The organism is Halopolyspora algeriensis (assembly GCF_003337235.1).
In the GTDB taxonomy this organism is placed as follows: domain Bacteria; phylum Actinomycetota; class Actinomycetes; order Mycobacteriales; family Pseudonocardiaceae; genus Haloactinomyces; species Haloactinomyces algeriensis.
In genome coordinates, this window is sequence record NZ_QPJC01000002.1 from 365,344 (window position 1) to 385,319 (window position 19,976).

General features: G+C 69.8%; 19 protein-coding genes. 13 read left to right on the plus strand and 6 right to left on the minus strand.

Annotated elements, in window-relative coordinates; translation table 11 throughout:
* Positions 1-7 precede the first annotated feature (7 nt).
* Together DFQ14_RS04955 and DFQ14_RS04960 are read right to left on the minus strand one after the other, a co-directional pair.
* Positions 8-1,753: an SDR family oxidoreductase gene (locus DFQ14_RS04955; RefSeq protein ID WP_246195340.1), complete on the minus strand. Its 1,746-nt coding sequence runs from the start codon at positions 1,751-1,753 to the stop codon at positions 8-10.
* Positions 1,750-2,586, minus strand: coding sequence for a M24 family metallopeptidase (locus DFQ14_RS04960; RefSeq protein WP_114451855.1), 837 nt, complete (start codon positions 2,584-2,586; stop codon positions 1,750-1,752). The genes DFQ14_RS04955 and DFQ14_RS04960 overlap by 4 nt, the downstream gene beginning before the upstream one ends.
* Before the next feature lie 295 nt (positions 2,587-2,881).
* Here DFQ14_RS04960 and DFQ14_RS22175 point away from each other — a divergent pair, with 295 nt between their 5' ends.
* The 3 genes from DFQ14_RS22175 to DFQ14_RS04975 all read left to right on the plus strand — a co-directional run bounded on the left by DFQ14_RS22175 (position 2,882) and on the right by DFQ14_RS04975 (position 4,477).
* A complete protein-coding gene (locus DFQ14_RS22175; RefSeq protein WP_246195341.1) occupies positions 2,882-2,995 on the plus strand; it encodes a helix-turn-helix domain-containing protein in 114 nt (37 codons plus the stop codon).
* A 257-nt stretch (positions 2,996-3,252) separates the two neighbouring features.
* Positions 3,253-3,942: a GntR family transcriptional regulator gene (locus tag DFQ14_RS04970; RefSeq protein WP_114451856.1), complete on the plus strand. Its 690-nt coding sequence runs from the start codon at positions 3,253-3,255 to the stop codon at positions 3,940-3,942.
* Positions 3,943-4,075: 133 nt separating this feature from the next.
* The gene (locus DFQ14_RS04975; protein WP_114451857.1) at positions 4,076-4,477 is read left to right on the plus strand and encodes a GlcG/HbpS family heme-binding protein; all 402 of its coding nucleotides are present in this window, start codon (positions 4,076-4,078) and stop codon (positions 4,475-4,477) included.
* 110 nt (positions 4,478-4,587) lie between these two features.
* On the opposite strand, the gene DFQ14_RS04980 is transcribed toward DFQ14_RS04975, so the two are convergent.
* Positions 4,588-6,072 (minus strand): NAD-dependent succinate-semialdehyde dehydrogenase, encoded by a 1,485-nt coding sequence (locus DFQ14_RS04980; protein ID WP_114451858.1) that lies wholly within the window; start codon positions 6,070-6,072, stop codon positions 4,588-4,590.
* Between the two features lie 150 nt (positions 6,073-6,222).
* Between DFQ14_RS04980 and DFQ14_RS04985 the strand changes: the two genes are divergently transcribed.
* Complete coding sequence (locus DFQ14_RS04985) at positions 6,223-7,476, plus strand: aspartate aminotransferase family protein (RefSeq protein WP_114451859.1); 1,254 nt, start codon at positions 6,223-6,225, stop codon at positions 7,474-7,476.
* Between the two features lie 182 nt (positions 7,477-7,658).
* Positions 7,659-8,819 (plus strand): LCP family protein, encoded by a 1,161-nt coding sequence (locus tag DFQ14_RS04990; RefSeq protein ID WP_114451860.1) that lies wholly within the window; start codon positions 7,659-7,661, stop codon positions 8,817-8,819.
* Positions 8,820-8,825: 6 nt separating this feature from the next.
* Here DFQ14_RS04990 and DFQ14_RS04995 read toward each other — a convergent pair whose 3' ends face one another.
* Positions 8,826-9,713 carry a lysozyme gene (locus DFQ14_RS04995; protein ID WP_420810137.1) on the minus strand — a complete coding sequence of 296 codons (888 nt, stop codon included), beginning with the start codon at positions 9,711-9,713 and terminating at the stop codon, positions 8,826-8,828.
* A gap of 240 nt (positions 9,714-9,953) precedes the next feature.
* Between DFQ14_RS04995 and DFQ14_RS05000 the strand changes: the two genes are divergently transcribed.
* Together DFQ14_RS05000 and DFQ14_RS05005 are read left to right on the plus strand one after the other, a co-directional pair.
* A complete protein-coding gene (locus DFQ14_RS05000) occupies positions 9,954-11,684 on the plus strand; it encodes an ABC-ATPase domain-containing protein (RefSeq protein ID WP_114451861.1) in 1,731 nt (576 codons plus the stop codon).
* A 128-nt stretch (positions 11,685-11,812) separates the two neighbouring features.
* Positions 11,813-12,481 carry a phosphoribosyltransferase gene (locus tag DFQ14_RS05005; RefSeq protein ID WP_114451862.1) on the plus strand — a complete coding sequence of 223 codons (669 nt, stop codon included), beginning with the start codon at positions 11,813-11,815 and terminating at the stop codon, positions 12,479-12,481.
* A gap of 42 nt (positions 12,482-12,523) precedes the next feature.
* Here DFQ14_RS05005 and DFQ14_RS05010 read toward each other — a convergent pair whose 3' ends face one another.
* Positions 12,524-12,715, minus strand: coding sequence for a hypothetical protein (locus DFQ14_RS05010; protein ID WP_114451863.1), 192 nt, complete (start codon positions 12,713-12,715; stop codon positions 12,524-12,526).
* 164 nt (positions 12,716-12,879) lie between these two features.
* Here DFQ14_RS05010 and DFQ14_RS05015 point away from each other — a divergent pair, with 164 nt between their 5' ends.
* From DFQ14_RS05015 to DFQ14_RS05030, 4 genes are all read left to right on the plus strand, one after another.
* Positions 12,880-14,076: a zinc-dependent alcohol dehydrogenase gene (locus tag DFQ14_RS05015; RefSeq protein WP_114451864.1), complete on the plus strand. Its 1,197-nt coding sequence runs from the start codon at positions 12,880-12,882 to the stop codon at positions 14,074-14,076.
* A gap of 33 nt (positions 14,077-14,109) precedes the next feature.
* On the plus strand, positions 14,110-15,213 hold the full coding sequence (locus DFQ14_RS05020; RefSeq protein ID WP_114451865.1) for a hypothetical protein: 1,104 nt from the start codon (positions 14,110-14,112) through the stop codon (positions 15,211-15,213).
* Between the two features lie 72 nt (positions 15,214-15,285).
* Positions 15,286-16,104: an SAM hydrolase/SAM-dependent halogenase family protein gene (locus DFQ14_RS05025; protein ID WP_114451866.1), complete on the plus strand. Its 819-nt coding sequence runs from the start codon at positions 15,286-15,288 to the stop codon at positions 16,102-16,104.
* A gap of 51 nt (positions 16,105-16,155) precedes the next feature.
* Positions 16,156-16,569, plus strand: a complete 414-nt coding sequence (locus tag DFQ14_RS05030) for a hypothetical protein (RefSeq protein WP_114451867.1) — start codon at positions 16,156-16,158, stop codon at positions 16,567-16,569.
* A gap of 29 nt (positions 16,570-16,598) precedes the next feature.
* Here DFQ14_RS05030 and DFQ14_RS05035 read toward each other — a convergent pair whose 3' ends face one another.
* Positions 16,599-17,297: a GPR1/FUN34/YaaH family transporter gene (locus DFQ14_RS05035; RefSeq protein ID WP_114451868.1), complete on the minus strand. Its 699-nt coding sequence runs from the start codon at positions 17,295-17,297 to the stop codon at positions 16,599-16,601.
* A 153-nt stretch (positions 17,298-17,450) separates the two neighbouring features.
* Between DFQ14_RS05035 and DFQ14_RS05040 the strand changes: the two genes are divergently transcribed.
* Both DFQ14_RS05040 and DFQ14_RS05045 read left to right on the plus strand, forming a co-directional pair.
* The gene (locus DFQ14_RS05040) at positions 17,451-17,660 is read left to right on the plus strand and encodes a hypothetical protein (protein WP_114451869.1); all 210 of its coding nucleotides are present in this window, start codon (positions 17,451-17,453) and stop codon (positions 17,658-17,660) included.
* Positions 17,661-17,834: 174 nt separating this feature from the next.
* Positions 17,835-19,796 carry an aconitate hydratase gene (locus DFQ14_RS05045; RefSeq protein ID WP_114451870.1) on the plus strand — a complete coding sequence of 654 codons (1,962 nt, stop codon included), beginning with the start codon at positions 17,835-17,837 and terminating at the stop codon, positions 19,794-19,796.
* Positions 19,797-19,976: the final 180 nt, after the last annotated feature.

A 19,976-nucleotide genomic window follows, 5' to 3' on the forward strand; every position in this document is an offset into this window, starting at 1 on the left:
GTGTGGCTCAGCCGGGGGTGAGGTCGGCTCGAGCGGCGGCCCGCAACAGGCCGGGTGTGAGCCGGGACAGCACCAAACCGGCCGTGGCCTCCGGGGTGATCGGGGTGAGCGCGGCATTGGTTTCGACCGTCCGCAGGATCTCGCGTGCGGCCCTGTCCGGCGTGAAATTGCGGCGCCGATACATCCGGGTGGCAGCCTGTTGGCGCTGCTGCTGACCGTCGTCGTTGAGACCGACGAACCGGGTGCGTGCGGTGATGTTGGTGTGCACGAAGCCCGGGCACACGGTGCTCACCCCGATGCCGGAGCTGGCGAGTTCGGCGCGCAAGCACTGGCTCAGCGTCAGCACCGCCGACTTCGTGGTGGCATACGCCGACAGCGTGCGCGACGGCAGGTATGCCGCCGCCGAGGCGACATTCACGATCTGACCGCCCTCGCCGCGGTCGGTCATCTGTGCGGCGAAGGCGCGGCAACCATGGATGACGCCCCACAGGTTGACGTCGATGACCCGTTGCCAGTCCTCGACACTCGTCTCGGCAAACGGGCCGGCCACGCCGATGCCGGCGTTGTTGACCACCACGTCGGGCACGCCCAGCTCGGTCTGCACGTGCTTGGCGAAGTCCTCCATCGCCGCCCCGTCGGAAACATCCACCGCATACGGTGTGGCCTGCGGCCCGAGCAAACCTGCCAGCTCGGCGGTGCGGGCCGCGGCGGTCTGGTCGCGGTCGGCCGCGACGATCTCGGCGCCCTGCTCGGCGAACGCCAGCGCCGTCTCGCGCCCGATCCCGCTACCCGCTCCGGTGATCACCACAAGCTGGTCGGCGCACCGGGGCCGCTTCCCACCAACCCGAGCACGCCGCAGTGGCCGGGCCTGTCGGCCGTGCTCGACGTCCTCGACGAGTTCGCTCGTGCATCGGGTGACCACGTCCGGTCGTGTCCGGGGCAACCAGTGTCCGCCCGGCACTCGACGAATGCGCAGATCGGGCACCCACCGGGCGATGTCGGTCTGCAGCGCCGGAGACACGAACGGGTCACCGGTCGGTGCGAGCACCTGGACCGGGATGTCCGCGCGACGTTCACGCGGCCCGCCGAGGCGGGCGAGCATGTTCGCGCGATACAGCGCCAACCCGCGCAGCCCGTCAGAAAGGCTCGGCCGCGCCGGCTGGGCAGCGGCTGCCGGGTCGAGGCGTTCGAGCGTGCCGAGCAGGCGAGGCAGCAGCCGGCTGCGCCAGGCGAGTTCCGGCAGCAACGGCAGCTGGAAGAAGCCGATGTAGCCCGAACACGCCAACTGGGTCACCAACTCGCGCAGGCGCTTCGGACTCGGGCGACGCAGCCGAGAGCGGAACCAGTGGCCCGCGTGGTCCAGGCACGGTCCCGAGACCGAGGTGAACGAGGCGATCCGCCCGCGCATCCGGTCGCCGGTGACCGCGTGCCAGGCCTGAATGGAGCCCCAGTCGTGGGCCAGCAGATGCACCGGTGCATACGGGCTGACCTCCTCAACCACCACGGCGAGATCGCACTCGAGCTGATCCAATCCGTAGGCCGATCGCTGCGTCGGTGCCTCGGAGTGACCCGCGCCCCGCACGTCGTAGGTCACCACGTGATAGCGCTCGGCCAATGCGGCCACAGCGCCGTCCCAGACAACGTGATCGTCCGGGTAGCCGTGTACCGCCACGATCGTCGGATTCGTTCGATCACCGTGCTCCTGCACGGCCAGCCGCACCCCGTCGGAGGCGGTGATCTGTCGCGTTCTCATGCCGTGGCCACCTTCCCGGACCAACGCCGCACGTGCGGCAGGTCGTCATCGAGCCAGTACGCGTCCCCGTCGGTAGTGACCACCAGGATCTCCTCGAACTTGACCCCCACGCCGCGGAAGCCGATGTGCGGTTCGACGGCCCACATGCCCGGCGTGGCCGGGTGGTTGGAGATCTCGCCGTCTGCCCACAGCGGCGAGCGGTGGTGCATCCGCTCCACGAGCAGGTCACCGAAGAGGGTTTGCAGCGAGCGGATCCCGAAACCACCCACCATGAACGTCGGCAACCGCGAGTGCACTTTGCCCACCTGGTGTGCGATCACCCGGCCGGGATAGACCTGATGCCGGTTGTCGTAGCCCTGCTCGGAGATCAACGCATCGACGGCACCGTAGATATCACGCAGCGTGTTGCCGGCCCGAACCTGCTCGACGATCAGCTGGCGATAGGCACCCAGGTCGTCCATGAGCCGCTCGAAAACCCGGTTCTCGCCCAGGCAACCCGCGTAGCCGATATCGGCGACGTAACCGTCCCGCACCGGGGCGCAGTCCAGGATGAACGGCATCCCTTCGGCCAATCGGCGGTTCGTCGGGAAGAACTGCAGCGGCACCTTGAACCGGCGAAAGGCGGTGCGGTCCCCGAACCACGCGAACGGCGTGTGAAACCAGTCCTGCACTCCGCGAGCAACGAGGTACTCCCGGATCCGCCGCGCGGCCTGGCGCTCGGTCACCCCCGGCTCCAAGCCCTCGCCGACGGACTGAGCCGCCTCGTAGGCAAGCTGCTGCAACTCCCGAAACCGCGCCAACTCCGCAGCGTCCACCACCGCACTGTGAGACATAGTGTCAAGGTAGACATCATGTCAATAGTTCGTTCGGTAGGGGCCCTTGCGCACACCCGCCGACGAAGCGACCGGCGGCCCGTGGCCTGGACCTGCGGCGTTGCAGTTGCCCCGTACGGTGAAAATTCCGGTCGTCGGGGGTAGACGTACGCTCGCGCGCCATGAGCGAGACGATCATCGGCTACGCGCGGTGCTCCACCGACTAGCAAGAACTCACCGCCCAACGCCAACGGCTGGGCGAGGCGGATCTACCTCGATCACGGACTGACCGGCACCACCCGAATCCGCCCTGCTCATGTATGGGACTGGCGAGTACACCATCGCCGACCTCGCCGAGGCCTTCACCGTCTCCCGGACCACGGTCTACCGCACCCTGCATCGAGACCCGACCTCAGCCAAGGCTCGATGACCACCGACTTCCCACTACTTTGCGGCTCAGGACAGCTTCAGGAGCACAGGGCCTCGCAGGGCTGAAACCGGCGAAAGTCCTTCTCTGCGGGGAGGGCGTCGAGCAGCACGGGTAGCATTGTCGACAATCGACCGGCCAATCGGCGTGGTGTGGCTCGACGAGCTCGAGGTGTGCTTGGGCAAATCGGTGCTCACCGCCAACACCGCCGGGCCGGCAGGGGAGAGGGAAACCGCCCCGGAGTGAGGAAAGGGTGTGTCGTGCTCGGAATCGACGAGCAAAATCAGCCCGGCGAGTTGGAGCCGGTGCAACGCAAGTCCACGGCGGCGATCGTGGCCGACCAGCTGCGGTCGGCGATCATGTACGGTTCGCTGCCGCCGGGCAGCCAGATGGGCGAGGCGGACCTGGCCGCGCGGCTCGGAGTCAGCCGGGGCCCGTTGCGGGAGGCCATGCAGCGCCTGGTGCAGGAGGGTCTGCTGCACAGCGAACCGCACCGGGGGCTGTTCGTGGCCACGATGGACGCCGACGACATCCGCGACCTCTACACCGCGCGGCTGGCGGTGGAGCGGGCGGCCTGCGAACAGATCATCCGGTATCGCCGAGTGGAGGCAGTGGCCGAGCTGACCGCCGCGCATTCCCGGATGGTCGCGGCGGCGAGCAGGGGCGACCGCGGCGAGCTCACCGATGCCGACCAGGAATTCCACGAAACCCTGGTGCGGGGCTCGGGTAGCCCGCGACTGCAGCGCATGGCCCGGACACTGCTGGTGGAAAAGCGGATGTGTCTGACCGCGCTGCAGGACAAGTACCCTGCCGACGCGCAGGCCCTCGTCGACGAGCACCGTGGCTTGGTCGCCGCGCTCGAGGCCGGTGACGAGCTGTTGCTGCTGACGCGTTTGGAGGCGCACATGAACGATGCGCTGGAGCGGCTCAACGGCTCTCTGGCCGAGTAGCACTGTTGCCGAACACGCCCGGGCGTGTTCGGGGCGTGCTGCGGTCCTTTCCCCGGCGGCCGCGCTGCACAAGCAGGTGTGGTCGGGCAAGGTCGTCGAGGACGACACCCTTCCTGTGCGGAAAGGACATGGCATGGCAACGCTGACCCTGGACGATGCGCGGACGGTGATCGCCGCGGCAGAGCAGAAGGCCACCGAGATCGGGCAACCGATGAACATCGCCGTCGTGGACGGCGGTGGCAACCTCGTCGCGCACGTGCGTATGGACGGGGCCTGGATCGGCAGCATCGACATTGCGATCAACAAGGCGTGGACGTCGCGGGCCTTCGACCTCGCCACCCGGGACCTGGCCGAGAATGCCCAGCCGAACCAGCAGTTCTACGGCATCCACGCCAGCAACGGCGGCAAGGTCATGATCTTTGCCGGTGGGATCCCGCTGAGCCGGGACGGTGCGGTCGTCGGAGCGGTCGGCGTCAGCGGCGGAACCGGCGAGCAGGACCAGGCCGTCGCCGAGGCCGGAGCCGGGGCGTTCTGATCCGGCCACCGCCGGCCTCGAGCGTCGGGCCGGTGCGTGCGCTGCAGGCCCTTTTCGGGGGTGGGGTCACGGGGATGGTGTCGTGGCCCCATCCCGCTGGTGTGTGCGGCTCACAGGCCGCCGATGGCGACGTATTTGGTTTCCAGGAACTCCTCGATGCCGACCTTGCCGCCCTCGCGGCCCAGCCCGGAGTGCTTGACCCCGCCGAAAGGCGCCGCCGGGTTGGACACCATGCCCTGGTTGAGTCCGACCATGCCGGTCTCCAGTGCTTCGCTGATGCGCAGCGCGCGCTGCACGTCGCGGGTGTAGACGTAGCTGACCAGGCCGTATTCGGTGTTGTTGGCCTCGTCGAGGACGGCCTGCTCGTCGGTGAAGGTGGTGATCGCCGCCACCGGCCCGAAGATTTCCTCGCGGGTCAGCCGAGCGTCGGTGGGCACCCCGGTCAGCACGGTGGGCTGGTAGAAGTGGCCCTCGCCTGCACCCGGCCGGCCGCCGGTGACGACCTCGGCGCCGCGCTCGACGGCGTCGTCGACCAGTTCGGTGACCTTGCTGCACTGGTCGGCGTCGATGAGGGGGCCGACCTCGACGTCGTCACTGACTCCTCGGCCGACGCGCAGCCCCTGCATCCGCTCGGTGAGCTTGGCGGAGAACTCCTCGACGACATCGGCGTGGACGTAGAAGCGGTTGGCCGCCGTGCAGGCCTCGCCGATGTTGCGCATCTTGGCCAGCATCGCGCCGTCGACGGCGGCGTCGATGTCGGCGTCGGCGAAGACGAGGAACGGGGCGTTGCCGCCGAGCTCCATGGAGGTTTTGAGCACCTGCTGGGCCGACTGCTCGATGAGTGTGCGGCCGACCGCGGTGGAGCCGGTGAAGGTGAGCTTGCGTGCCCGTGGGTCCCGGATGACCGGTTCCATCACCCGGCCCGCGCTCTGGGAGGTGATGATGTTGAGCACGCCGTCGGGCAGCCCGGCTTCGGTGAGCAGGTCGGCCAGGGCCAGCATCGTCAGCGGGGTCTGGTGTGCGGGTTTGAGCACCATCGTGCAGCCGGCGGCCACGGCGGGCCCGATCTTGCGGGTGCCCATGGCCATCGGGAAGTTCCACGGGGTGATCATCACCGCCGGGCCGACCGGTTGGCGCAGCACCAGGAACCGGCCCTTGCCGTTGGGGGCCACCGCGTAGTCCCCGTCGATGCGCACGGCCTCCTCGGCGAACCAGCGGAAGAACTCGGCGGCGTAGGTGATCTCGGCGCGGGATTCGGTCAGCGGCTTGCCCATCTCCAGGGTCATCAGCAGCGAGAGATCCTCGTGGCGGGCGGTGATGAGCTCGAAGGCCCGGCGCAGGATTTCCCCTCGCTCGCGGGGTGGGTACTGCGCCCAGTCGTGCTGGGCCTCGTCGGCGGCGGCCAGGGCCGCCAGCGCGTCGTCGGGGCCGGCGTCGGCGACCGTGCACAGGCTGCGGCCGGTGGAGGGGTCTTCGACGTCGTAGGTGCGGTCCTGCTCGGCTGCGCGCCACTTCCCGCCGATGAGCAGTTGTTTGGGGGCCGCCTCGACGACGGTGCTCTCGCGGGGGTGGGAGGGCTGCTCGTGCGCATTCATGCTCGGTGACGCCTCTTCTTGGCTCGGCGGTGGACAGGACGCAACCGCGATGGTTGCATGTCAGCATAGATTGTCAACAATCATACCGATTGTGCCGCGTTGACAGGGTCCACGCGGGCGGTGACCTGCCCGAGGAGGTTGGGTTCGATCATGGCTGAACTCTCACCGGTGTTGAAACAGGCCACGCCGGTGCTGGCCGCCCGGGGCGAGGGGGTCCATCTCTACGACGAGGACGACCGTCGCTTCCTCGACTTCACCGCCGGCATCGGCGTGACCAGTACCGGCCATTGTCACCCGCGCGTGGTCGAAGCGGCCCAGCGCCAGGTGGGTACCCTCATCCACGGCCAGTACACGACCGTGCTGCATCGGCCGCTGCTGCAGCTCACCGAACGACTCGGGCAGGTCCTGCCCGCCGGGCTGGACCGGTTGTTCTACGTCAACTCCGGCAGCGAAGCCGTGGAAGCCTCCGTGCGTCTGGCGCGGCAGGCCACCGGGCGCCAGAACATCGTGGCCTTTTCCGGCGGGTTTCACGGCCGCACGATGGGAGCCGGCGCACTGACCACCTCGGGCACCAAGACCCGCGCCGGGATCGGGCCGATGATGCCGGGGGTGGCCTTCGCTCCGTTCCCGGAGCCCTACCGCCACGGGTGGTCACAGTCCGAGGCGGTGCGTTTCGCGCTGACCGAACTCGACCACGTGCTGGCCACCGTGAGCCCTCCGGCCGACACCGCGGCGTTGATCGTCGAACCGGTGCTCGGCGAGGGCGGCTACATCCCGGCACCGCCGGAGTTTCTGACCGGGTTGCGGCAGCGCGCCGACCGGCACGGTGCGCTGCTCATCGTCGACGAGGTCCAGACCGGGGTGGGCCGCACCGGCCGGTTCTGGGGCCTCGACCACGCTGGGGTGCGCCCGGACGTGGTGATCACCGCCAAGGGACTGGCCAGTGGGTTTCCGCTGTCGGCGGTCGCGGCGCCGGACGAGCTCATGAGCCGGGCCTGGCCGGGCTCGCAAGGCGGCACCTACGGCGGCAATGCCGTGGCCGCCGCCGCGGCCGTGGCCACCCTGGACATCGTGCACGAAGAGGGGCTGGTGGCCAACGCCGCCGAGCAGGGCGCCCGGCTGGCCGAAGGGCTGCGCACCGTGGCCGCCGACCACCCCGTCCTCGGTGACGTGCGCGGGCGTGGGCTCATGATCGGCAACGAGTTCACCGCCCCCGACGGAAGCCCGGATGCGGCCGGTGCGGCGCGGGCGCAGCAGGCCGCCGCCGAGCGGGGGCTGTTGCTGCTGACCTGCGGTCCGCACGGCAACGTGGTGCGGATGATCCCGCCGCTGGTGGTCACCGCCGAGCACGTCGACGAGGCGGTGGCGGTGTGGGCCGAGGCGATGCAGGCGGCCACCGCATAGGACATCCGGGCGGCCCCGCCAAGGAGGCTTTCCGCCGGGCGGGCGTGACCTGCGGTGATTGTCGACTGTGGCGGTGATGCGGTAGTGGTGTGTCGGCGACCGCGGCGCTTCTGGAATGCTGCCGGGCGCAGGTCGGCATGTCACCACGGGTGCCGGCGAGTCGATACCGCGGGTGTGAGGTCATGAGCGATTGGTCGGCCAACCAGCCCCCTCGAGGTCGGCGGCCCCAGCCGAACCGGCCCCAGGGTGGCTACGACTACTACCAAGGCATGCAGCCACCGCAGCCCCCACCGCCCCAGCAGCCACCCCGGCAAGCGGCCCCGCCGCCCCAGCAACCCACTGCCCCGCGCCGCCCGCAGGCGGGCGGGGGACGGCCCCCCGCGCCGCCGCGGAAGAAGCGGTGGCCGCGCCGGGTCGGCATCGCCTTGGGGCTGGTGGTGCTGCTGCTGGCGGGCCTGATCGGCTACGTCGACAGCGTGCTGCAGCGCACCCCGGCCCTGGCCGATTACGAGGGGCGGCCGGCCGACACCCCGGGGACGAACTGGCTGCTGGTGGGTTCCGACAGCCGCCAGGGGCTCGACGAGTCCCGGCGGGAGGAACTCTCAGCCGGTGATGCCGGAGGACGCCGCACCGACACCATGATGCTGGTGCACATCCCCGCCGGAGACGGGCAGCCGTCGCTGATCAGTCTGCCGCGGGACTCCTCGGTGCCGATCGCCGGGCACGGGCGCGGCAAACTCAACGCCGCCTTCTCCTACGGCGGCCCGAAACTGCTCGTGCAGACGGTGGAAACGGTCACCGGAGTGCATCTGGACCACTACGCCGAGATCGGCCTGGGAGGATTTGCCGAGCTGGTCAACGCCGTCGGCGGTGTCGAGATGTGCCTGGATCAGCCCCTGCGCGACCCGAAGATCGATCTCGCCCTGGAAGCCGGCTGCCAGCAGCTCGACGGGCCCCAGGCGCTGGGTTTCGTGCGCAGCCGCGCCTTCGCCCAAGGCGATCTGCAACGGGTGCAAAACCAGCGCAAACTGCTCGGGGCGCTGATCGGCAAGGCCACCAGCCCAGCCACCCTGTTCAACCCGTTCCGGCTGTTTCCGCTGATCTCGGGAGCCGGCGACACCTTCCTGGTCGACAACAACGATCACGTCTGGCATCTGGCCTGGTTGGCCTGGACCATGGGCGACATCAGCAGCGGCCAGGGCGTGACGGCCACGGTGCCCATCGCCGGGTTCGACAGGCTCAACGGCCAGTCGGTGGTCAAATGGGACTCGGCGCAGGCCTCGGCGATGTTCGAAGCCATCGCCAACGACCGGCCCATCCCGCCCGGGGTGCTGCCGGACTGAGCCGTGTCAGCCGGCGAACCGCACCAGCTGCCGTCTGTCGCCGTTGAACGTGTTCTGGTCACCGGGAAACGTTCCGTGGTCGTTGAACTGCCAGATGGTGTGGTAGTTCCACCCGGCGGGCAGCGCCCCCACCTCGGGGCCGTAGCGGGCCACCCACAGCGGGTGGGTGGCCGCGAAGCTCTCGTTGCCGCCGGTGCAGGTGTTCCACCAGTGGCGGGTGGTGTAGATGGCCGGATATCGGCCCGTGCGGGCCTGGTAGGTAGTGCTGAACTCGGTGATCCACTGGGACAGCTCGTCCGGGCTCATGCCGTAGCACATGGGCCCGTACGGGTTGTATTCGATGTCCAGGGCCCCGGGCAGGGTGCGCCCGTCGGCCGACCAGCCGCCGCCGTTGTCGACGAAGAAGTGGGCCTGGGCCGCCCCGTCGGAGACGTTGGGCAGCGCGAAGTGGTAGGCGCCGCGGATCATGCCGACTCGGTAGGAGCCGGTGTACTGCTGGTTGAACACGGGGCTGTGATACGTGGTGCCCTCGGTGGCTTTGACGTAGGTGAACCGAGCGCCGTCGGCCCAGGCCTGCTGCCAGTTCACCGTGCCCTGGTGGCCGCTGACGTCCATGCCGGCCACCCCGTCGCCGGAGGGGCCTGTCGAGGCCGTGCGGGCCGTGCTGCTGTGGCCGAGGCTGTAGCCGGCCCATGCGCCGTGCGGGGCGCGGGGATCCAGCAGCGGCGCACTGCGGCCGGGGGAGGGCGCACCGGCCGAGGAGGCGGCACCGCCCACACCGGGGGCGGCCAGGGCGAGCAGCATCGTCGAGAAGGCCACGACCACCCGGCGGGTCGTGGGCAGGCAGCGGTGGAGCACGCGGGTGCCACGCGGGACAGGGGTGGTGCACGGCAGTACCACTCGGTTCGCCTCCTTGGCGACGCGTTACCGGGCCACCGCGCGGCGACCGCAGTCGCCACTGCCGGCCCGTCACACAGAGTAAGAGATCATGTGCGCGCCGCAGAATAACCCGATCTTGCCGGCTTCGCCGTGTGAAGCCGGCCCCGCACCCGTTGCAGGCCTGCGGTGAGCTGTGCCTCGGCGGCCGAGACCGGCATTGGATATTCCCCGCGCTGTCGGGTACTTGTCGGGGAGATGGCACAGCGAACAGGCAGGCAGGGCGGCCCGGCAGGCCGCGGTCGCAGCACCCCCGCAGACCGGCGCGATGCCGCCGGTCTGCGCCACGAGCTCCGCGGTATGCACGGCTCCAGTTACGGCCGGTACAAGGCGTTGATGGGCACGTGGCACTTCGACGGTTTCACTCTGGAAGTGCACAAGGTCCAGCCGGACCCGTACGCGCCGGCCAGTCGCTGCCAGGTGCGGGTACCGGCGGCCACCGCCGGTTTCCCCGAACAGCTGTGGTCCACGCCGGTGCGGGCCCGGGGGTTGGCCGGGGTGCTGCTGCGTGCGGTGCACCGGCAGCTGCGGGACAGCCGGCTGCGGGTGGACGCCGGCCACCAGCAGGTTCTCGACCGCAGCGCCTGCCAGATCCTCGACGGTGAGGTGGTGCTGCGGCTGGGCATCGACCTGCCCGGCAAGGGCCGCACGATCGACGGGAAGCAGGCCGAGCAGGCACTGTGCACTGATCTGCCCGAGGCTGTGGCGGCCGCACTGCGGTGGTCGAGCGCCGATCAGCAGCGTGTGCGGGAATTCGTGCACTCGGTCGAGGACACCGACGCCCTGCGGCGGCAGCTGCCCGAGCTGGGGCTGGTGGCGTTCGTGGCCGACGGGGCGGTGCTGCCTCGCCGCAGCGGGGTCGACGACCGGCCTCTGCCGGACGGGTTGCCGTTTTCCTCCCCGGATTCGCTGCGGGTGCACGTCGATCTGCCCCACCGGGGCCGCATCAGCGGCATGGGCGTGCCCGAGGGGATCAGCCTCATCGTCGGTGGGGGCTTTCACGGCAAGTCGACGCTGCTGCGGGCTTTGGAAAACGGCATCTACGACCACATCCCCGGCGATGGGCGCGAACTGGTGGTCTGCCGGGACGACACGGTCAAGGTCCGCGCCGAGGACGGCCGCCGCGTGCACCGGGTCGATGTCAGCCCGTTCGTCAGTCATCTGCCCACCGGCACCGACACCAGCGACTTTTCCACCGACAACGCCTCGGGATCGACCTCGCAGGCAGCCTCGCTGGTGGAGTCGGTCGAGGCGGGAGCACGGGTGTTGCTGCTCGATGAGGACACCGCCGCGACGAACCTGATGATTCGTGATGCGCGGATGCAGTCGCTGGTGGCCAAGGAATCCGAGCCGCTGACTCCGTTTTTGGACCTCATCCGCCCGCTGCACCGTCAGCAGGGCGTGTCCACAGTGCTGGTCATGGGGGGCTCGGGCGACTACATGGACGTGGCCGACCGGGTGGTGATGATGGATTCCTACCGGACCTATGAGATCACCGACCGCGCTCGCGAGGTCGCTGCCAACCCGACCGGGCGGCATGCCGAGGCCGAGCACTTCCCGTCCGTCCGCGCCCGCGTGCCCGACCCGCGTTCGATCAGCACCGACCGCCCGAAGGTGCGCAGCCGGGGCACCGACGCGCTGACCCTCGGGGAGGCCACGGTGGAGCTGCGGGCCGTGGAGCAGCTGGTCGATCCCAGCCAGGTCACCGGCATCGGCCTGGCCCTGGTGACGTGTGTGCGCTCCGGCCTGCTGGATGGCACCCGCACGATCGCCGAGATCCTCGACGCGTTCGGCGGCGAGGTCGACAAACGTGGTATCGCCGCGGTCGACGAGCGCTATGTGGGCGACTTCGCCGTTCCCCGCCGGTTCGAACTGGCTGCGGCGCTGAACCGGTTGCGCACCTTGCGGGTGTCGGCGTTTCGCCGGTGACGTCGCCGGCGGCACCGCCGCGACGGGTGGTGGTGTTTTTCCCGACGCGATTGCGGGCATCATCGAAGGCAGCAACAACGCGCACCTGCCGAGACCGCTTGCGGGCGGGTTGCTGGAGGAGACCACCGATGTCGCGTCCGGATCTGCCCGGACCCGCCGAGCACGGCTTCGCCGACCGGCGCCACGGCGGGCGGGTTCTAGCCGAATCGTTCACCGCAGGCGAGCTGGTCGATCCCGTCGTGATCGGTCTGGCCCGCGGTGGGGTACCGGTGGCTGCCGAAGTGGCGCGGGCCCTGCACGCCCCGCTGCGGGTGGGGGTGGCCCGCAAGATCGGCGCGCCGGAGCAGCCGGAACTGGCGCTGGGTGCGGTCACCGCGCACGGCCCGGCCACCTACGATCAGCGGCTGCTGCAGTCCTTCCACACCGACGAGCAGCGCCTGGCCGAGGCCTGTGCCCGGGAGCAGGAGGAGGCCCGCAGGCGTGAAGAGCTCTACCAGCAGGGTCCTGCACCGGCGCTGGAGGGCCGTGATGTGCTGCTCGTCGACGATGGTCTGGCCACCGGTGCCACGGCCCGTGCGGCTGTGCGGATGGTGCGCCAGTACGCGCCCCGCAGCATCGTGCTCGCCGCCCCGGTGGGGGCTGCCGATGCGGTGGCCGCGCTGAGCGAGGAAGCCGACACGGTGCTGTGCCCGCTGCAACCGTCCTCGTTCCACGCCGTCGGTCACTGGTATCGCGACTTCCGGCCCACCGAGGACGCCGAGATTCTCGCCCTGCTGGGCGAGTTCGCACCCGGTTGACCGGCCCCGCCCCGGTGTGTGCACCGGGGCGGGCCGTCGTTGTCAGTCGCTCGGCCGCTCCTGCGGGGGAGGGGGTTCCGGCCGCATCCGGGTCTCGGGGTCGTCGTCGGCCGGGGGTTCGGCGTCGAGGGACTCGTCGGACCGGGTGGGGTGATTGCCCTGCAGCAAGCCCTCCACGTCTTCTTCCAGGGCGTCGTCCTGGCGGGGGTTGTGCTTGTCGCTGCCTCGTTGCACGGTGCTTCTCCTTTCGCCGTCACCGGGGTGCTACCCACCCTCGGGGGTCACCAATCCGGGTGCTGCGGGGTGGGTGGGGCAGGACCGGCGGGTTTGCCGGAGGCCGCAGCGTGGATATCCCCCGGCTCGGCGGCCTTGCCCGACGCCGGAAGGGGACATCGACGATGAAGGCAGTGACATGGCACGGCAAACGCGATGTGCGCGTCGACACCGTGCCCGATCCCGCCCTGCAAGACCCCACCGACGCCATCGTGCGGGTGACCACCACGGGGGTGTGTGGTTCGGATCTGCACCTGTACGAGGTGCTGACCCCGTTTTTGGAGGAAGGCGACATCCTCGGTCACGAACCGATCGGCATCGTCGAGGATGTGGGCAGCGAGGTGACCGCGATCCAACCGGGTGATCGCGTGGTGGTGCCCTTCCAGATTTCCTGCGGTTCCTGCTTCATGTGCGACCGGGGCCTGTACACCCAGTGCGAGACCACCCAGGTGCGGGAGCAGGGCACGGGCGCGGCCCTGTTCGGCTACACCAAACTCTACGGGCAGCTGCCCGGCGGCCAAGCCGAGTACCTGCGGGTGCCGCAGGCGCAATTCAGCCACATCAAGGTTCCCGACGGTCCTTCCGACGACCGGTTCGTGTACCTGTCCGATGTGGTGCCCACCGCCTGGCAGGCGGTGGAGTACGCCGAGATTCCACCCGGTGGCAGCGTCACCGTGCTCGGGCTGGGGCCGATCGGCAGCATGTCCTGCCGGCTGGCGCTGCAGCGCGGCGCCGGTCAGGTCATCGGTGTGGACCGGGTTCCCGAACGGCTCGACCGGGCCCGCGCCGATGGGGTGCAGGTGTTGGATCTGCGGGAGCACAGCGGCGGCGGCACCTCCCTCGGTGACGCGGTGCGCGAGCTCACCGACGGGCGCGGCACCGACTCGGTCATCGACGCGGTGGGGATGGAAGCCCACGGTTCCCCGGTCGGCCGGTTGGCCCAGCAGATGGCCACGGCCCTGCCCGACAGCCTGTCGGTTCCGATGATGAATCGGATGGGGCTGGACCGGCTCGGGGCGTTGTACTCGGCCATCGACGTGGTGCGCCGGGGTGGGACGATCTCGCTCAGCGGGGTCTACGGCGGCCAGGCCGACCCGATGCCGATGCTGACCCTGTTCGACAAGCAGATCACGCTGCGCATGGGCCAGGCCAACATCAAACGCTGGATCGACGACGTCATGCCGCTGGTGACCGACGATGCCGACCCGCTGGGGTTGGAAAGTTTCGCCACCCACCACCTGCCGCTGCAGCAGGCCCCGCACGGCTACGACATGTTCCAGAAAAAGGACGACCAGGCGATCAAGGTACTGCTGCAGCCCTGAGACGGTCCGGCCAACCGGAGGGCGGTGACGGCAATGGTACGGCTGGGTCTGATCTGTGACCCGGACTTTCCCACCCGTATCGCGAAGAACCTGGCCGAGGTACTGCCCGACAAGCTCCAGCACCGCGGGGAGGATCCCGCCTCCTGGTCGGTGGAAGTGGTCAGCGACCCGCTCGCGGCGGGCCGCACCAGCAGCGAGGAGATCCTGGCAGCCACCCGGGACCAGCTGCGCCACCACGGCTGGGATTATGCGGTGTGCCTCACCGATCTTCCGCTGCGCCGGCACAAGCACCCCGTGCTGGCCGACATCGACACCGACCACCGGGTGGGGGCGGTGTCGTTGCCCGCCCTGGGCGGGCTACAGCCGCACCGGCGGGCACGGCAGATGGTCCTGCAAGCCCTCGACGACGTGGGCGCCACCACCCGGCAACCCCCGGGCGGTTCCCAGCACGAATTGCGCAGCAAGCTGACCGAGATTCTAGCTCCGGTCCGGCGCTACACCCCGCAGCACGACCGCATCGACATCCGCTACACCGCCACGGCCGGACGAGGCCGGGTTCGGCTGCTGACGGGCATGGTGCGCAGCAACTCCCCGTGGCAGCTGGTGCTGGGCCTGTCCAGCGCGCTGGCGGCCGCGCTGGCCACCTCCGCTTTCGGGCTGACGTCGTCCACGGTGTGGCAGATCGGGGATCTGCTGGGGCCCTGGCGCAAACTCGTGGTCACCTTCGGCGTGATCGCGCTGATGACCACCTGGCTGGTACTGAGCCACAACCTGTGGGAACAGCGCCACCGCATCGGTGACCGCGAACAACGCTTCTTGTACAACGCCTCGACCGTACTCACTCTCGGCATCGGAGTGGGGTGCCTCTACGCCGCGCTGTTCCTGATCAACCTGACCGCGACCGTGTTCCTCATCGATGCCGCGCTGCTGCAGAGCAAACTCGGCCACCCCACCGGGTTCGGCAGTTATCTCGTGCTCGCCTGGGGCGCGACCTCGATGGGAGTCGCCGCTGGTGCCCTGGGATCGGGACTGGAATCCGACTCCGCCGTGCGCCAGGCCGCCTACGGCTACCGCGAGGAGCAACGCCGCGCCGAGCAGCAAGAACTCGACCGGAACGCCCGGCAGCAGGACCGGTGACCGACCGGCGTCGGACACAGCGGCAGGCAACCCCGGTGCCGGCTGCTGGGACACCGGGGGACGATGACGACCATGACCGAGCAGACAGCAGGCCCTGCGTGGGTGTCGTTCACCACCGACTACGGGCTGGCCGACGGGTTCGTCGCCGCGTGCCACGGCGTGCTGGCGCGGCTGGCACCGCAGACACGGATTCTGGATGTGACCCACCAGGTGCCCCCGCAGGCCGTGACGGCCGGGGCGGCGGTGCTGGCCCAGACCGTGCCGTACCTGCCGCAGGCGGTGCATCTGGTGGTCGTCGATCCCGGCGTGGGCACCACTCGCCGCGGCGTGGTCGTCGCCGCCGAACAGGGGCTGCTGGTCGGGCCGGACAACGGGGTACTCCTCCCGGCTGCCGAAGCGCTCGGCGGGATCCGCGCGGCGGTGGAGCTGACCGAGCCACAGTGGTGGCTGCCGCAGGTGTCGCAGACTTTCCACGGCCGGGACATTTTCGCCCCCGTGGCCGCGTGGCTGGCTCGCGGAATCGCTCCCCAGCGGTTGGGGCCGCCGGTGCCGGTTTCCGAACTTCTGCGGCCGCCTGAACCCGAGTGCACCGTGGACGGTGACGCCGTACGGGCCGAGGTGGTCACCATCGACCACTTCGGGAACCTGCAGCTGGCGTTGCCCGCCGAGCGCAGCCCGCATCGCCCGGGAACACGGCTGCGGCTGCACGCCGGGCCGGTCACGGCCGAGGCCCGCATGGCCACCACCTTCGCCGACGTCGCCGCCGGCGAGTGCCTGGTGCTGGCCGATTCCGCGGGGCAGCTGGCCGTCGCGGTCAACGGCGGTTCGGCTGCCGAGAGACTCGGCGCCGGCCGGGGCCTGCTGGTGCAGCTGGAACCGGCGGCCACCTGAACGCCACCGCAGAGGGGAATACCGCACTCGGTCACCGGGTATGCCGGGGCCATGGCCGCCCCGCGGGTATTTCCCTTCCGTTTCGCCCCCGCCTACCGCCTGGCCGGGCTCCCGTTCGGCGTGACCGGCGCGACCACCCGGGTCGAGGTCACCGACGGGCAGCTGCTGGTGCGTTTCGGGCCCTGGAGTCTGCGCAGCCCGGTGAGCAACGTCGTGGCCACCACGACGACCGGGCCGTTTTCGTTCTTGCCCACGGCCGGTCCGGCACATCTGTCGCTGACCGACCGCGGCCTGACGTGCGCCACCAACGGCGAGCGCGGCCTGTGCATACAGTTCGCCGAGCCGGTGGGCGGCATCGAACCGTTCGGGCTGATCCGGCACCCGGCCGTCACCGTCACCGTCGCCGACTGCCGCGGCCTGGCCCGGATGCTGCACCGGACACGCCCACGCAGGCTGCGCCGGTAAGTCACCGAACCACACGACACGATCCCGTGCTACAGCTGCTCGCGGACTCCGGCCTCGTTGTCGATCCCGACGAGCTGCTCAGCCGTCGTTGCCCGCATCGATGTTGCGCCCATGCCCATGCGCAGCACGGGCAACACCGTGCGGCGCCGGACGTCTTCCAGCGCCAGCGCCAGCGCGGCATACAACGCGATGGCCACCAGCACCACCCCCACGACACCGGCCGCGAACTGCACCGGCGCCAGGGTGGTGACCTGGTGGGCCCCGCTGAGCAGGAGCCGGGCCGCGGCGGTGAACAGCACCAGAGCCGGTACGAGCTTGCCGAAGGAGGCAGCCAGCGCCGGGATCATCAGCGCGGCACCGGCGAACAGCAGCAGAATCCCCAACGCCGCGCTGGTGGCCCCGGGCGGGGACAGGAACTTGACGATGCCGGTGGTCAGCCAGCTCACCGCGAGCACACCCATGCCGGTCGCGGCTGCCCCGTCCCGAGCCAGGAACCCGAAGATCGACGCCAGAAGCTGCAGCGGGAACCCGAACAGCACCAGCACCAGCGCGGCGATGTTCGTCTCACCGGAAGCCAGCCACCCCAGCTGCAGCCCGCTCAGCACGAGCGTGGCCCCGCCGAGCGCGATGAATCCCAGAGCCATCGGTGAGGCAATCGGCCGCAGCACGATCCGGGCCCTGGCCGCGCTCTCACTCGTGGGCTGCTGTGTGCCGCTCTCGCCGGCCATGGTCACTCCCTTGCCGCGTCAGCCGTCCGCGCGAGCACCGCATCGCGCGCCGCGTGCGGTGCTCACTGTGCACCAGGACCGTGCCGGTGGCAGGTCGAAGGATAGGCTTCACCCCGAAGGAACAGGCGCGGCACACGGCAGGAGGCACCGGCAATGACAGTGCGCAGGCTCGGTTTCCTCGCTGTGCGCACCGCGGTGTTCGTCGTCGTGGCCTGGATCCTGGCGGTCACTACCGGGTGGTCCATGCCGGCTGCAGTGGCCGTGGCGCTGACCACGGCGGCACTGGTGGTGCAACTGGCCGGCATGGTCTGGCTGCGCCACCGGACACAGGGCTCGGTCACGCAGAACTCGGCGAAGCACTAGCCGGTTTCGCACCGCTTCCTGGCGACATGGTCGGCAGGCAGCGAGCGCCACCGAGGCGCAGCACCCGGGTCCTCTCCGCCGGCGCGCACCGGTGATCGTTTCAACGTCCGGGACCGCGGGTAGTCCCACCGTGGACGGCGGCACTGGTGGACCGTGCAGAAAGGGTAGCGTTCGATGGCACGCAATCTCGCCCGCAAACTCATCGCCTCCCACCTGGTCGAGGGCGATATGTCGCCGGGCTCGGAGGTGGCCGTGGCGATCGATCAGACGCTGACCCAGGACGCCACCGGAACGCTGGTGATGCAGGAACTCGAGTCGCTGGGGCTGCGCCGGGCCCGCACCGAGGTCAGCGTGCAGTACGTCGATCACAATATTCTGCAGACCGACGAGAAAAACGCCGAGGACCACGAGTTCCTGCGTTCGGCCGCGCAGCGCTACGGCATCTGGTTTTCCAAACCCGGCAACGGTGTCTCGCACCCGACACACATGCAGCGGTTCGGGATCCCGGGCAAGACGATGGTGGGATCGGACTCGCACACCTGCGCGGCCGGCTCGCTGGGCATGCTCGCCATCGGTGTGGGCGGGCTGGAGGTGGCGCTGGCCATCGCCGGGCAACCGCTGCGGATCCGCATGCCCGAAATCTGGGGGGTGCGGCTGACCGGCGAACTGCCGCCCTGGGTCTCGGCCAAGGACGTGATCCTGGAGATGCTGCGTCGTCACAGCGTCAAAGGCGGCGTCAACCGCATCATCGAGTACCACGGTCCCGGCCTGGCCGACCTGTCGGCGATGGATCGCCACGTCATCGCCAACATGGGCGCCGAACTCGGGGCGACCACGACGGTGTTTCCCGCCGATGAGGCGGTGCGCGACTTCCTGCGCAGCGAGGGACGCGAGCAGGACTTCGTCGAACTGGCCGCCGACGACGGCGCCGACTACGACGTCACCGACGAGATCGACCTGTCGCAGCTGCAGCCGCTGATCGCCGCACCCTCGGCGCCGGACAAGGTCACCCCGGTCAGCGAGGTCAGTGGCACCCCGATCAGCCAGACGGTGATCGGTTCCTCGGCCAATCCGGGATTGCGCGACTTCGCCATCGCCGCGGCCATGGTGCGCGGCCGCCAGACCAGCGATGCGGTCAGTTTCGACATCAACCCCACCTCGCGGGAAATTCTCGAAGACCTCACCCGCATGGGCGCCACCTTCGACCTGATCACCTCCGGTGGGCGCATCCACCAGTCCGGCTGCATGGGCTGCATCGGCATGGGCCAGGCCCCCGCCGTCGGGCAGAACTCGCTGCGGACGTTTCCCCGCAACTTCCCCGGCCGTTCGGGCACTGCCGAGGACTCGGTGTGGCTGTGCTCACCGGAGACCGCCGCTGCCTCGGCGTTGACCGGGCAGATCACCGACCCGCGTGTCTTCGCCGAGCAGACCGGGATGGAATATCCGAAACTGGCCCTGCCCGAGACGGCCTCGGTCAACACCTCCATGCTGCAAGCCCCGCCCGACGAGCAGCAGGCCCTGTCCGTGCAGCTGGTCAAGGGCCCCAACATCTCCGCGCTTCCGGAATTTCCGCCGCTGCCGGATCGCCTGGAACTGCCGGTGCTGCTGAAAACCGGCGACAACGTCTCCACCGACGAGATCTCCCCGGCCGGGGCGCGGGCACTGCCGCTGCGCTCCAACATTCCCGCGCTGTCCGAATTCACCTTCACCCGCCTCGACGAGACCTACCCGGCCCGAGCCGCCGACCACCGCGACTCCGGGGGACACGTGGTGGTCGGCGGCGCCAACTACGGGCAGGGCTCCTCCCGGGAGCACGCCGCGATCACCCCTCGCCATCTGGGGCTGCGTGTGGTGCTGGCGCTGTCGTTCGCCCGGATCCACTGGCAGAACCTCGTCAACTTCGGGATCCTGCCGCTGGAGTTCGCCGATGCGGCCGACTACGACCGCATCGCCGACGGCCACACCCTCGTGTTCGACAACCTGCACGAGACACTGCCCAACGGGGCCGAACTCACCGTGCACAACACCACCCGCGACGAGAGCTACTCCCTCCGGCACCGGCTGTCGCCGCGGCAGATCCGCGCGGTTCTGGCAGGCGGGCTCATCCCGATGCTGGCCGAACATTCCCCCGCGTGACACCACCGGCATTGTCACTCGAACGTGGCAGCGCTTGTTGCCGTGACGTGCGGATTCTAGGGTTGGAAGTGCGGTTGAGCAGACAGCCACGACAACCACCGTCGCCGGCGTGAATCGAACTCACGAACGCGTGGCTCGACCGACCCGGTGCCGAGTCCGTCACGCGGCGCTCCCGCGCCA

What these genes read in the sequence shown, in the direction of transcription:
- DFQ14_RS04955 (WP_246195340.1), bottom strand. Translation starts at nt 1,753, where the DNA reads ATGAGAACGCGACAGATCACCGCCTCCGACGGGGTGCGGCTGGCCGTG.
- DFQ14_RS04960 (WP_114451855.1), bottom strand. Translation starts at nt 2,586, where the DNA reads ATGTCTCACAGTGCGGTGGTGGACGCTGCGGAGTTGGCGCGGTTTCGG.
- DFQ14_RS22175 (WP_246195341.1), top strand. Translation starts at nt 2,882, where the DNA reads ATGTATGGGACTGGCGAGTACACCATCGCCGACCTCGCCGAGGCCTTC.
- DFQ14_RS04975 (WP_114451857.1), top strand. Translation starts at nt 4,076, where the DNA reads ATGGCAACGCTGACCCTGGACGATGCGCGGACGGTGATCGCCGCGGCA.
- DFQ14_RS04980 (WP_114451858.1), bottom strand. Translation starts at nt 6,072, where the DNA reads ATGAATGCGCACGAGCAGCCCTCCCACCCCCGCGAGAGCACCGTCGTC.
- DFQ14_RS04985 (WP_114451859.1), top strand. Translation starts at nt 6,223, where the DNA reads ATGGCTGAACTCTCACCGGTGTTGAAACAGGCCACGCCGGTGCTGGCC.
- DFQ14_RS04990 (WP_114451860.1), top strand. Translation starts at nt 7,659, where the DNA reads ATGAGCGATTGGTCGGCCAACCAGCCCCCTCGAGGTCGGCGGCCCCAG.
- DFQ14_RS05000 (WP_114451861.1), top strand. Translation starts at nt 9,954, where the DNA reads ATGGCACAGCGAACAGGCAGGCAGGGCGGCCCGGCAGGCCGCGGTCGC.
- DFQ14_RS05005 (WP_114451862.1), top strand. Translation starts at nt 11,813, where the DNA reads ATGTCGCGTCCGGATCTGCCCGGACCCGCCGAGCACGGCTTCGCCGAC.
- DFQ14_RS05015 (WP_114451864.1), top strand. Translation starts at nt 12,880, where the DNA reads ATGAAGGCAGTGACATGGCACGGCAAACGCGATGTGCGCGTCGACACC.
- DFQ14_RS05020 (WP_114451865.1), top strand. Translation starts at nt 14,110, where the DNA reads ATGGTACGGCTGGGTCTGATCTGTGACCCGGACTTTCCCACCCGTATC.
- DFQ14_RS05025 (WP_114451866.1), top strand. Translation starts at nt 15,286, where the DNA reads ATGACCGAGCAGACAGCAGGCCCTGCGTGGGTGTCGTTCACCACCGAC.
- DFQ14_RS05030 (WP_114451867.1), top strand. Translation starts at nt 16,156, where the DNA reads ATGGCCGCCCCGCGGGTATTTCCCTTCCGTTTCGCCCCCGCCTACCGC.
- DFQ14_RS05035 (WP_114451868.1), bottom strand. Translation starts at nt 17,297, where the DNA reads ATGGCCGGCGAGAGCGGCACACAGCAGCCCACGAGTGAGAGCGCGGCC.
- DFQ14_RS05040 (WP_114451869.1), top strand. Translation starts at nt 17,451, where the DNA reads ATGACAGTGCGCAGGCTCGGTTTCCTCGCTGTGCGCACCGCGGTGTTC.
- DFQ14_RS05045 (WP_114451870.1), top strand. Translation starts at nt 17,835, where the DNA reads ATGGCACGCAATCTCGCCCGCAAACTCATCGCCTCCCACCTGGTCGAG.